The sequence below is a fragment of the Motilimonas sp. E26 genome (assembly GCF_021278025.1).
Classification (GTDB): domain Bacteria; phylum Pseudomonadota; class Gammaproteobacteria; order Enterobacterales; family CBDFNC01; genus Motilimonas.
In genome coordinates this window covers 141,256-153,895 of record NZ_JAIBHJ010000004.1, presented here as the reverse complement: position 1 = coordinate 153,895, position 12,640 = coordinate 141,256, and the positions used below count along the sequence as shown (strand labels likewise).

Sequence of the window (12,640 nt, the reverse complement as noted above, 5' to 3'; positions counted from 1 at the left end):
CGATTTTCTACTCTGCATGTGACTAGGTTTCGCCAGACCCCCATTTAATATGGAGTCATAATATGAATAATATTCAAGCTTTTATGCCACAGCAAACTCAGCAATTTATTACCGGGTTATTAACCACACTGATACTCTCGCTAATCACACTTTTTAGCCAAGTCAGCCAAGCTGACGAGTTTGAAAAAATCCGCGTTCAAGCAAGCCTTCACACAGAAACTTTAACCCTTAATGCCACCATCGAAGCCGTCAACCAAGGCACCGTATCCGCACAAACTACTGGTCGCATTACCCAACTTAATTATGACGTAAGCGATTTCGTGCCTGCAGGTAGCACACTATTAGAGATCACCGACACCAATCAAGCGGCAGATATTCTTGCAGCGCAAGCCGATGTAGCGGCCAGTGAGGCGAATAACACCGATGCAAATTTAAACTTACAACGCCTTAAAGCCCTCTATCCACAAGGGGCTATTTCCAAAGGTCAACTCGATCAAGCTAAAGCCAATGCTCAAGCCGCCCTTAGCCGCTTACAAGCTGCGAAAGCGCACTTAAGCCAAGCGCAACAAGCCCATAGCTACACTCAAGTTAATGCACCTTTTACCGGGGTAGTAACAGAACGTCATGTTGAGATTGGCGAAACCGTGATGATGGGCACGCCGTTGTACTCAGGTTTCTCTCTCGACAAATTAAGAGCACTAGCGTCAATTCCACAATCCTATTTAAGCTACATCACCCCCGATACCCAATACGATATTTTGCTTAATAACGCGCAAGTTATTTCAAGCCGCGATGCGGTGCTGTTTAGTTATGCTGACAGCGCCAGCCATGGCTTTAAATTACGCATTAACTTTAACAACCTTTTCAACAGCACCTTAGATAAACCCGCCGCCCAATTGCGCCCCGGCATGTGGGTAAAAATACGCTTTGCGATTGGTGAGACGGAGCAAATTTGGCTACCGCGCAGCGCTGTCACCAAGCATTATCAACTTAACGCCGTTTACCTCAATACAGCACAAGGTTGGCAGTTAACCCAGGTACGCCTCGGCCAAACGCAAGGCGATCAAGTGCAAATTATCTCGGGTTTGCGCAACCAAGACGAGGTCGCCCTAAATGCACAAACGGTCATGTCGGCGCAACTAAAACAAAATTTAGCATCCAGTCAGTAATCGTCACGGCGCATTCAAATAAGGAAAAAATATGGGCATTTCAGGACGCATCGCGAGTGCATTTCAAGGATCTGCTATTACGCCACTGCTGGCCCTAGTCGGTTTGTTATTAGGTTTGTTTGCAGTGATCGTCACGCCAAAAGAGGAAGAGCCGCAAATTGATGTCACCTTCGTTGATGTGTTTATTCCATTTACCGGAGCATCGGTGCAAGAGGTCGAAAATCTACTGACCTATCCTGTTGAGCAAATTGTTTCCGAGCTACACGGCATCGATACCTTGTATTCTTTCTCCCAGCCCGGAGGCGCCATGCTAATTGTGGTATTTGATGTCGGCGTGCCACGTAATGAAGCCATTGTCGGGTTGTATAATCAGCTTTATGCCAATCTTGATAAACTGCCACAACAAGCTGGCGTCGGTCAGCCGTTAATAAAACCCAAAGCCATTGATGACGTCCCCATTGTCAGTTTAACCCTGTGGTCGGAGCAAACCAATGCCGATATGGCTCAGCTCAGTCAGGTGGCCACCAGCTTAGAAACCGAGCTTAAACGCATTCCCGGCACCCGCACCATTGAACTGCTCGGCCAGCAAGCTAATGTGCTTAGCGTGCGCTTAGACAGCCAAAAAATGAACGCCTATGGCGTGTCTTTTAATCAAATAAGCCAGTTACTATCACAAAGTAACCTTCGCAGTGGTCTTGCGCCGCTGCAACAAGATGACCAAATCATTCAAGTGCAAACAGGGCAGTTTTTCACCCGGTTAGATGAGATTGAACAGTTAATTGTCGCCATGCACCAAGGCGCGCCGGTGTATTTAAAAGACGTGGCCAGCGTCAGCTTAGGTGCTGAACTACCGACACAAAGTGTTTGGCACACCAATGAGCGCGGCACTTTTGCCGGCATTACTTTAGCCATCGCCAAACAACCGGGTAAAAATGCCGTGGCTGTCGCCGAGCAAATCACCGAGCGTATTCACCAATTAGAAAACGTACTGTTACCTAAAGATGTGCATTACAGCATCACGCGTAACTACGGCATTACCGCTGGCGACAAGTCTAATACCTTAATCGCCAAGCTGATTTTTGCTACTGCTGCGGTGATTATTTTAGTGGTGATCACCATGGGCTGGCGTGAAGCTATTGTCGTCGGTATTGCGATTACCGTTACCTTGGCCATGACCTTATTTGCCTCATGGGCGTGGGGCTTTACCCTTAACCGCGTCTCTTTATTTGCCTTGATTTTCTCCATCGGCATCTTAGTTGATGACGCTATCGTGGTGGTCGAAAATATTCATCGCCATATGGCCATGGGCAAAAAGTCCATGAGTGAACTTATCCCCGTGGCGGTAGATGAAGTGGGCGGACCGACTATTTTAGCCACCTTTACCGTGATCGCAGCTTTGCTGCCAATGGCATTTGTTTCCGGTTTAATGGGGCCTTACATGAGCCCTATTCCCATCAATGCCAGCTTAGGCATGCTCATTTCACTAATGGTCGCTTTTATTCTCTCACCTTGGCTGAGCCGCCATCTATTGCGCCGCCATAGTCATAGCACTTCACCCACAACAGCCAATAATAATGAAGAGAATCACAACGATAACAGCAAAATTCTGCGTATTTTCACCTACTTTATGACGCCCTTTTTGCGCCCTAATACCGGCAAGCGCGCACGAGCTGGCTTATGGTTAGTGGTATCCCTGCTGATCTTAGGCTCTATCGCCTTGCCAATCAGTGAGAAAGTGGTATTAAAAATGCTGCCGTTTGACAATAAATCTGAATTTCAGGTGATGATCGATTTACCCGAAGGCAGTACCTTAGAAACCAGTCAACGCTTGGGCTTTGCCCTTGCGCAATACTTAACCACAGTGCCCGAGGTTGAACATGTACAACTCTACGCTGGCACCAGTGCACCGATTAACTTCAACGGCTTAGTACGCCATTACTTTTTGCGTCAAAGCCCTGCCTTATCTGACATTCAAGTAAATTTAGTGGATAAAAAACACCGCGATCGCAGCAGTCACGACATCGCCCTATCAGTGCGCGAAGAACTGCAAAATATAGGCAAAGCCTATCAAGCTAATATTAAAGTAGTTGAAGTACCACCCGGCCCGCCCGTGTGGTCACCGATAGTGGCAGAAGTGTATGGCCCAAACCAAGTGAGCAGAGAAACCGCTGCCAATACCTTATTGGATATATTCAAACAAACGCCAGACATTGTTGACATGGACATTGACTTGCCAGCCATGCAACCGCAATGGCAAATAAACATAGACACCAATAAAGCAACGCAACTTGGCATTACCCAATCAGCTATCATCGACGCCGTTTATACGGGACTAGCTGGCAAAGACGTGGCGGTGTTTCATGATCCACAACAAAAGCGCCCGTTGCCCATTCGCCTGCAACTGCAAGAAACCGATAAGCTGGCATTACGAGAATTACTTAACCTATCTTTAACTAATCCTCAGGGACAAAAAGTGCCACTGGTGGAATTGGTTAGTATCGAAAAAGGCCATATTGAAACCGCCATCATGCATAAAAATATGCAGCCGATGATCATGGTTATCGCCGATATGGCCGGCCCATTAGACAGCCCTTTATACGGCATGTTTGAAATGGCGTTAAACATGGACGAATTAGGCCTAGATGTCACACAACACTACGTTGAACAGCCCGATGGTCTTGCAGGCATTGGCATTTTATGGGACGGCGAATGGAAAATTACCTATGAAACTTTTCGCGACATGGGCATCGCGTATGCGGTGGGTATGATTTTGATTTACTTGCTGGTAGTGGGTCAATTTAAGTCTTACTTGGTACCCCTAGTGATCATGGCGCCTATTCCGCTAACCATTATCGGCGTATTGCCTGGCCATGCGCTATTGGGCGCGCAATTTACCGCCACATCGATGATTGGCATGATCGCCCTAGCGGGGATCATCGTGCGTAACTCTATTTTGCTGGTGGACTTTATTCATCAAGAAATTGCGCAAGGCGTGCCCCTTGAGCAAGCAGTGATCCACTCCGGCGCGGTGCGGGCAAAACCGATTTTACTGACCGCGTTAGCCGCGATGATCGGCGCTCTGTTTATCTTGGACGATCCGATTTTTAATGGCTTAGCCATCAGTTTAATCTTCGGGATTTTTATCTCGACGTTACTAACGTTAGTGGTGATCCCTATTTTGTATTACAGTGTGTTTGCCAACAAAATCCCTAAGTAACCCCTGAATTCAGCTTAAGCAGGTTACATCAGCCTCAAACAAGCACGGGAGTATGATTTAACTGCGCTAACATAAATAAGTGACAGACAAACACCACAGCGGTAATTTTACCGCGCATTTGCTGATAATCAGGTGTCATTTCAGGCCAGCTAGCTAACCGCTTTTGTAAAGCTAATAACCAAACAAAGCTTAACGCTAAGCAAATCAATACCACTGACTCAGCAACAAATACACTTAATGGCAATGGCAAGGTCACCAAAACCACCAGCCAAGCTTGAGTATGAGATTGGCTAATGGTTTTAGTCTCACCCTTTACGCTGGTCTTGGTAGCGGGTTGCCATAAGCTGCCCGCAACAAAAGATAAAATGCTAATGCTGTAAATGATAAAACTTTGTAGCAGCCAATCGGCCTCGGTTAAAAAATAACCTCCGGTTAAAAGCAGGAAAGGCAGTAACCCGAGATAACCCAGTTTTACGTGATGAAATGTAGACATGACTTACCTAACCTTGACAAATTATCTGATTAAAACGTAATGACTCACTGGGACGATCACTGCTGATTGGTAAACAACACTTCTGGCGTGTCAAACAACAGTTTCGCCAACTCAGCGATAGCCTGATTACGCTGTACTAAGTCGAGCTTACTCTCGGTTAAATAAATACTGACGATAGTTGGCGTTTGCTCACCTTGCCACAGCAACGCGGTAATACCACGCGAACCATGGCCACCGGCACCAGAGCGATCTGCGATATGCCAACCTTGTGGTAATACCGAGCGGATCAGTGGCTCTGAAACAGTATTATCCATCATCCACTGTTTAAGTTGCTGGCGGGATCCTTGGTTAAGCGCAGAACTAAAAAAGATCTGGTTTAAGCTATGTACCATTGCCACTGGCGTGGTGGTATCACGCACATCACTTGGCGTTGCTTCATTTAGGTCTGGTTCAATGCGAGTCAACTGAGTGGTGGTGTCGCCGAGTAAGCGAATAAAACGCGTCACCGCTTTTGGTCCACCAATATGGGCTAACACCAAGTTGGCGGCAGTATTATCACTGGTGAGCATGGTTGCTTCACAGGCATCAAATACCGAAATACGGCGGCCAATCTTAGTTTCAGTCACCGGTGACCAAGGCACTAACATTTCCCCATTGATTAAGGTGCTGGCGTTGGGATCTAACCCCCCACCATCAATGTCGCCCAGCATTCTTGCGCAAATTAAGGTTTTAGCAGTGCTCATCATCGGAAAACGCTCATCACCACGATATTGCCATATACGTCCGGTATCGGGCTGAAAGGTAGCAATGCCAACGCGAGCCGATAGCCTCGCTTCAATGGCGGCGACAGCTTTGGTTAACTCATCGGTTGAAGATCCAGCCTGACTCAATGGGCTAAATAAGATGAATACACTCAGCAGTAATAAAAACGTACATTGCTTTTTCATTTTTGTTCTCACTTACTTGTTTTTAAGGCGTTACGACTCTTGTTCGACAATCATACCAATACCGAATATTATTGAGCCAAGTTTTTTATTTAGGCTTGCATTATGAATTCCGTGATAGATACGATCCTTTCACACCGCTCTATTCGCTCCTTTACCGAACAAGCCATCAGCAAAGAGCAATTAGACACCATCATTCGCGCTGGCCTCGCCGCATCATCTTCCAGTATGTTACAAGTCGTTTCAGTCATTCGTGTCACCGAACCATCGATGCGAGCACAATTAGCGCAATTTGCCGGGCAACAACAATATGTTGAATCGGCTGCCGAGTTCTTAGTGTTCTGCATTGATTATCAGCGTCACGCCACCATTAATCCTGACATTCAAGCAGGCTTTACTGAGTTAATTCTGATTGGCGCGGTCGATGCAGGGATCATGGCGCAAAACTGCTTGTTGGCAGCTGAATCCATGGGCTTGGGCGGCGTATATATTGGCGGGTTGAGAAATCAAGCATCCGACGTCGATAAGCTACTTCAATTACCGCCCTACACTGCAGTGTTATTTGGCATGTGCCTAGGCCACCCCAATCAACACCCAGAGTTAAAGCCACGCTTACCAGTGGATGTGGTGGTGCATGAAAATACCTACCAAGGAGTTAACCTAACCCGCATTGCGCAATATGATCAACACATGCAAGATTACTACAGCCATCGCGCGGCGAATCAAAAGCAAACCACTTGGTCGCAGCAAACGTCCTCCAAACTGGCAGGCGAATCGCGGCCTCATATTTTGCCCTATTTAAATAGTAAAGGGCTCACGACAAAATAGTATCGGTTTGATACTTTTTAAGGGTAAAGGGGCAGCAAGTGGAGAATTGGGCAGGCACTCTAATAAAATGTGATGAATAACCCCGCCCAATTATTATTGTTAGGCGCTCAGTTTCTTCTTACTGATTTGAACCACTCCCCCTTTAACACAAACTTTGGGAAGGTATAGCATTGCTCAATTAACAAGCGTGCAATAAAGTTGCCAGTACTGCTAAATGGTGCAGGTTGCTTCGCCTCTTGCTTGTGGCCTACATTTTGTAACACTAAAGAGCACATGGCTACTGCAACAGACACTAACGCACCAAACATAGCGCCACTAAACAGGTTGATAAAAAGCGCTAATAAAGCGCAAACAAAAATGGGCACAGCAATGATGTGGATCCATAAATTTGTTTTGGATTGATGGTTGATGGCATAGTCTTGCCACTGCCAAGCCAATAATGTCTTTAACTTCATCGCTGCACCTCGGCAAACGTTGACCAATCGCCAAGCTGAACGAGAACTTGATTATCCGAGCCATCGGTATCACTCTCAAACCAATTTGTCATCTTCGCCTCCTTCATTTAATTAACAACCTAAGCTTACTGAAGGCAGCTTTTCAATTAAATACATGTAGGATAGCTTGGGAGTAAAAGGCGATAGAATAAGACAAAACGTCGATATTATGGGTTGGTTTTAGCTACACGTGTTGCATATTGTTTTGGCGTGCAATCATGAAATTGCCGAAAATTTCGAATGAACACATCGACCGATTGAAAACCCACTTTGTGAGCAATTTGCGCAACGGTAAAACGTTCATTAACCAACCATTGCGCCGCAATAAAGCAGCGCCACTGACGTAAAAATAATAACGGACTAGTCCCCGTTGTGGTTTTGAATTTTTCGGCAAATACCGAGCGCGACATAGCGGCAAGGCGGGCTAGCTCATCAACGGTCCAATCACGACAAAACTGCTGCTGAATGGCCAAAATGACAGGAGCCAAACGCGTATCTTGTAATGCAGCCATCCAACTGGGGTAATGAGTAAAATGGTCCAAATTTCGCAGCATTTCAATTAGCAGTAATTGCATTAAATATTCAATGGCCAAAGATTGCCCAGCTTGTGGTTGACTGTTTTCTTGGTATAACCAAGTCAAAAGTTGTACCAAACGACTGCCGCTTGGTACGTTTAAAACAATCATTTCTGGCAAGCTACCAATCAACGCATCTTTGCCCCAATGCTGCATTGGCGCAAACGAAAAGGTGCCGTAAACCAACTCACAACTATCACCGTTGCTGGCGTTATGCCATTGTTCGCCTGCGCCCTTCTTTTCATTAAGTAATTCATTTACCTTGACGCACTTGGCATGAATATCACTTTTGATGCAGTGAGCATGACCATAAGGCAAGATTAACATTTGGCCAGCGAATAACGTCACCGACTCCCTGCCTTCTAATTCAAGGACACAAGTACCAGCAGGTAGATAGGCAACATAAGCCGAATTTAGCTGGTCGGCTTCAATTCCCCAAGGCGCTGACAAAGTAACATGGGTGAAGATCTCACTACTCGGCGAGAGGAAGTGAACAAATTGACTTAACGGATCTAATTTCTTTTGCATACATACCTACTCTATAACCAACGAGCCTCCGCTAGCCTAAGTAACCTAGCTAGATGTTGTTTATAGCTGTGTGCCACACTTTAAAAAGGCGACTTAGCATCTTTAGGTTCATGGGGCTATTAAGCTCCACTCTAGCAAAATTAACCTGCATTCACTCCCGCCAGCTTGGATAAAACCTACTAATTGGACTGTAAATCAAACAGATCCAGCTGATATGTTTGACTCGCGGTCCCTTTGCCCATGCCTACTTGCTTAGAATCAGAAAAAACAAAGTAACCCATAGCGGCTTGTGTCCCATCTTCAGACAAGCTTGCGCTTAAATAACCTAATTCAGCTCCAGAATCCCACACATTTGAATCAGCCGGTAGATCATACTGTTTAACCAATTTGGCTTTTATGGATGGCCCCTTTTCAGCGTTCTTATCGGCGTTACTTAGCTGATAAATTGAAGCCTCTACATCAATGGTATACCGTTTTTGCTTAGCCTGAATACCAGTCAGCAAAAGATCGCCTGAGTGGTTCAACATAAACCCTCGATTCAAAGCCAGCGAGCCTTTCAAATCAAAGTCTGAACCCAAAGACATATTCACATGAAAATAACTAGCATTTTCAGGAACCGATACCAACTCTTTTCCATGGGTATATTTATGCACAATAATTGATGTTGCCTCATCGTTTTCACCATTAAAGGGCTGCCAACCTTGAGGGGTTTTTCGCCATAAACTAATACTTGGATAGGCAAGCGCGACTTCAACAGGCTTACCAAACACCGCATATTTTTCACTATTTTGCTCAGCTTCAATGTATTCGCCTATGGCTAAAATGTCACCCTGTAGATTGGCCGCAATATCAAGTCCTGACATTGGATTGGCCCCCGCAAAAGTCGAAAAATCCGTCGTCACTTGGTATTGACCTTCAACTAGACTGAGTTCAACAACAAACCCTTGATAATTCAAACCATAGCGTTCGCTTTTAGCAAAAGACATGAACAAACGCTGGCCATTTTCAACAGTTAGTATGCGGGTTATTTTCCAGCCTTGCCACGCATCTGGCAGCCTTTGTTTCAACAAGGGTTGTTGCGGCTGCTCGGTGTTATAAACCACCAACTCAAAATTGCTCGCCATCACTAACTTTTCACCATTTTGCGTCAAACTAAAACGCCATGGACGATAGCTGTTCTCGGGCGCTTTTTCTTCACCATCAGGATAGATTTTCTCAGCGCTAAATAAATTAAATTCATAATTCAGCATTTCCCCTGCACTCACTTGGCTAACATGAGTACAAACACCTGGGTTGTATTTACATTGGTAAACATAAGCTTTATTGGCGTGTTTATCATATTGCCAGTCAGCCAACTGATAAACACGATCATCCCAATAATCAAGCTGGCCCATAATTTGACCTGCCATTTCAAAATTGATTTGATTTAAGCTGAGTCCAGGAGCTCCATTCGCCATCATTGCGCCATGAGGAGAGTACTTTATAAGTGGAAAGTTTTCTGCAGATTCAAATCGAGTAAGTTGGTGAAAAGGTACTTCCGCTAAAAACTTTGATTTAGATGGCAACTCTGCTAATGAACGGTATTTAACTTTGCCTGATAACGATCGAGTCGCAACAACCTTAGGAATGTAATGTTGTTGAGGTTGTGTCAACTTTTCGACTGTTTGCTCACTGCGATTATCCCTTGTGCCAGCAGATGGTGAAGAATTAGGGGCGGTGCCAGTATTGGCCGTTACTGGCGGTTGGCCTAAACGAGCTCGGTCTTCATTAATATTGTGCATAATCAGCACGATAACAATAAATGGCAAAAATACGGCGGCAAAAATCGACCAAAATTTCTTAAGTGAAATCGGCTGAGCATAATTTGACTGTTGAGGAGGCAAATTTACAGAAGGGGCAATGACCACCGAGGACATACCTTTAACCTGAGGAGCAGAAGCTCTTTCCGGTAGAGAATGCATGTTAACGATAGCTGTTTTGAAAGCATGCTCACTTGCTTGGTTCAACAAACAATGCGGACATTGACTCTGCCAGAACATATGGTTTGAATTGTTGTGACATGTTTTTAACTTATGTTTTTGTTCTTTAAGCAATTGCTGCCACAGTGCCGCATTAGTTCTGGTAACACTGGTTAGGCTTTGCGTAAAAGCTTGCTGCAAAACATCTGGGAAGTCACTGTGGATAGACCAAGGTGAAGGCTGAATTTCGAAATGCGGATTCTCATCATAAGCGTAAAGGCCTGCGGCTATTCTACCTTGATTATCCGAGGGCAATTGCTTGCCTTTGACGGGCACGCCTTGAAATGGATGCAACCCATTGTTTAACAATTGAAATATTATTGTGGCTAGGGCGAACAAGTCTTGCTCAAGGCCTAACTTTTCAGGCGGTTGTTTAGCGCGAAACGCTTCCGGCGCAATATAACCTGCCGTGTATTGATGCCCTGTATATTGCTTAGTATTACCTTTAATTGAAAAGCCATCACAATCGAGGATCACCACATCCCCAGTATGCTTATCAAATGATAAATTGACGGGTTTTAAGTCAATCACATGATGCCCAAGCCTATGTAACTCAGCTATTTTTTTAGCCAGATTAGTCGCAACCGTTAACCTAAATGGATAACTTTCAGTGATTCCTAAAGATTGGCGAGAGCGCTTGGTTAGTAACATTTCAAGGGGGTGATGGCTGGTTAAGTCCAACAATGGCATGGCATAGCCAATAAAAGTGCCATGGTGATCGCCGAGTACGGCAATCGGCCAGCAAAACCCTTTTGCTTTGGGGGCATGAGACAGCATTTGCCACAACTTTTCTTGCCGCTGGCTGTCTTTACTAGGGTCATGGTAAATTTTAAATGCTAACTTGTTATCGGTGCTGGCATATATAGCCCCATCCGCACCACTGCTAAACGGCTTGTTTTGACATCTTATTTTTTCAACTCGACCATCAAGATAAGTCAGGGTGACACTTTTATTCATGGAGCAACCACACTAACGACTTATCATCACTGGTGATCGCATCTGTACGCGCATCATTTAAGGTATTATCCAAGGCTTGCTGTCCACTTGCTGCATCAACGCGACTTAGGTAATTGTGCACAGGCAACAAGAAGTTTTCTGTCGGACGATAGGGATTAGTTAATGCTGAAAAGCTTGCTGCACCGTCTGACATTAAAAACCATAGTTTGTATCGTGGTGGCGCGCACATCATACGTAAATGAGACGACCAATCTGGTAAGGTAAAAAAATAGGTGGTTTCGGCAAATTCACCATTTTCTGGCTCGCTCACGATAAAATCAGACCAATCATCAGGATCCACTCCTATGATCAAACCATCACCAATGTGAAAAACCAAATGGCCTTCCTTGTCCGTTAGCACACCGCATAGGGTGGCGTGATAATCAGACAAATCGCCCATTTGGCTAACTTTTTCTCGCACTTGTACAATGGCTTCTTTTACTCGCTGCACCGCTGCTTCATCGAGCGATGGTTGTTGGCACAACACTTCACAAACTGTGTCCACCAACATCCGAGAACCAACATCTGAAAAACGAGCAGAGCCAGCGCCATCAGATAAACAGGCCACCATGCCTGTGGGGGTCGCTCTAACTTGCCAAGCATCTTGGCAAGGGATCTGATTACTACGATGGGAAGTTCCGGTAACAGAGCTGCCTAAAAAACGCGATGTCATTAAATATCGACCTCTGCCCATTCATCTGCTGAAGGAAGTTTTACCTTTTGACCAGGCACACTGGCCGATACTGTCGCCATCGAGCGGCTTAACCATACGAAAAGCTCTGTAAAATTTAAGCCTTTTAGTTTTTTAGCCGACTTGTTAGAAAATTGACCAAGTGCCTCAAAATCAGCACCTTCTGTGCCGATTGGAAATATCACGACTTTTTTATCGGCTTCGGCTTCACGACAGCGACTTGCAGATTGATCCCAATCCAAATCGGTCGGACAACCATCAGACAGCAGAATAACCCAAGGACGAGTGCTTGATATACCATTGGCATCATAAACTGACTTTTGCTGCTGCACCTCGGTAAGCGCCCTTTCCATACCCGCACCTAAAGGTGTTAAACCGCCGGGCTCTATTGTGGGGGCGTTGAAGTCAGCGGCATCTACCCAAGGTTGCAACACCTCAACATCATCAAGACCGCCCACAGCGATGACAAGAACTTGCACTCTCATGGCCGCCACCAAATCATTTTTTAATTGCTCTTCAAAAACCTTTAGGCCAAGATTCAGTTGCCTGAGCGGCTCCCCAGTCATGGAGCCTGAGGCATCTAATACTAAAACACAGGGGGTTCTTTGATTGGCGTTATCGATAAATTCAACGCCAGGGATAATTGCAGTAGACATATAAAACTCAGACCGTTAAAAAAATACATTT

10 protein-coding genes are annotated in these 12,640 nt (G+C 45.3%); 3 read left to right on the top strand and 7 right to left on the bottom strand.

Going from position 1 to position 12,640, the window contains the following annotated elements; all coding sequences use genetic code 11:
* Positions 1–62 precede the first annotated feature (62 nt).
* Positions 63–1,169, top strand: coding sequence for an efflux RND transporter periplasmic adaptor subunit (locus K1M91_RS05060; protein WP_232800465.1), 1,107 nt, complete (start codon positions 63–65; stop codon positions 1,167–1,169).
* A gap of 31 nt (positions 1,170–1,200) precedes the next feature.
* Positions 1,201–4,386 carry an efflux RND transporter permease subunit gene (locus tag K1M91_RS05055; RefSeq protein WP_232800464.1) on the top strand — a complete coding sequence of 1,062 codons (3,186 nt, stop codon included), beginning with the start codon at positions 1,201–1,203 and terminating at the stop codon, positions 4,384–4,386.
* Positions 4,387–4,420: 34 nt separating this feature from the next.
* Here K1M91_RS05055 and K1M91_RS05050 read toward each other — a convergent pair whose 3' ends face one another.
* Together K1M91_RS05050 and bla are read right to left on the bottom strand one after the other, a co-directional pair.
* Positions 4,421–4,879 carry a DUF3429 domain-containing protein gene (locus tag K1M91_RS05050; protein ID WP_232800463.1) on the bottom strand — a complete coding sequence of 153 codons (459 nt, stop codon included), beginning with the start codon at positions 4,877–4,879 and terminating at the stop codon, positions 4,421–4,423.
* Between the two features lie 56 nt (positions 4,880–4,935).
* Positions 4,936–5,826, bottom strand: coding sequence for a class A beta-lactamase (gene bla / locus K1M91_RS05045; RefSeq protein WP_232800462.1), 891 nt, complete (start codon positions 5,824–5,826; stop codon positions 4,936–4,938).
* A gap of 102 nt (positions 5,827–5,928) precedes the next feature.
* On the opposite strand from bla, the gene nfsA reads away from it, so the two are divergent.
* Entirely contained in the window at positions 5,929–6,651 is a 723-nt protein-coding gene (gene nfsA, locus K1M91_RS05040; protein ID WP_232800461.1) for an oxygen-insensitive NADPH nitroreductase, read from the top strand.
* Positions 6,652–6,758: 107 nt separating this feature from the next.
* Here the strand turns inward: nfsA and K1M91_RS05035 are convergent, their stop codons facing one another.
* The 5 genes from K1M91_RS05035 to K1M91_RS05015 all read right to left on the bottom strand — a co-directional run bounded on the left by K1M91_RS05035 (position 6,759) and on the right by K1M91_RS05015 (position 12,609).
* Complete coding sequence (locus K1M91_RS05035; protein ID WP_232800460.1) at positions 6,759–7,106, bottom strand: Mpo1-like protein; 348 nt, start codon at positions 7,104–7,106, stop codon at positions 6,759–6,761.
* A gap of 206 nt (positions 7,107–7,312) precedes the next feature.
* On the bottom strand, positions 7,313–8,248 hold the full coding sequence (locus K1M91_RS05030; protein ID WP_232800459.1) for an AraC family transcriptional regulator: 936 nt from the start codon (positions 8,246–8,248) through the stop codon (positions 7,313–7,315).
* Positions 8,249–8,427: 179 nt separating this feature from the next.
* Complete coding sequence (locus tag K1M91_RS05025) at positions 8,428–11,223, bottom strand: hypothetical protein (RefSeq protein WP_232800458.1); 2,796 nt, start codon at positions 11,221–11,223, stop codon at positions 8,428–8,430.
* Positions 11,216–11,935, bottom strand: coding sequence for a PP2C family serine/threonine-protein phosphatase (locus tag K1M91_RS05020; RefSeq protein ID WP_232800457.1), 720 nt, complete (start codon positions 11,933–11,935; stop codon positions 11,216–11,218). The genes K1M91_RS05025 and K1M91_RS05020 overlap by 8 nt, the downstream gene beginning before the upstream one ends.
* Positions 11,935–12,609 carry a VWA domain-containing protein gene (locus K1M91_RS05015; protein ID WP_232800456.1) on the bottom strand — a complete coding sequence of 225 codons (675 nt, stop codon included), beginning with the start codon at positions 12,607–12,609 and terminating at the stop codon, positions 11,935–11,937. Before K1M91_RS05015 ends, K1M91_RS05020 begins: the two co-directional genes overlap by 1 nt.
* Positions 12,610–12,640: the final 31 nt, after the last annotated feature.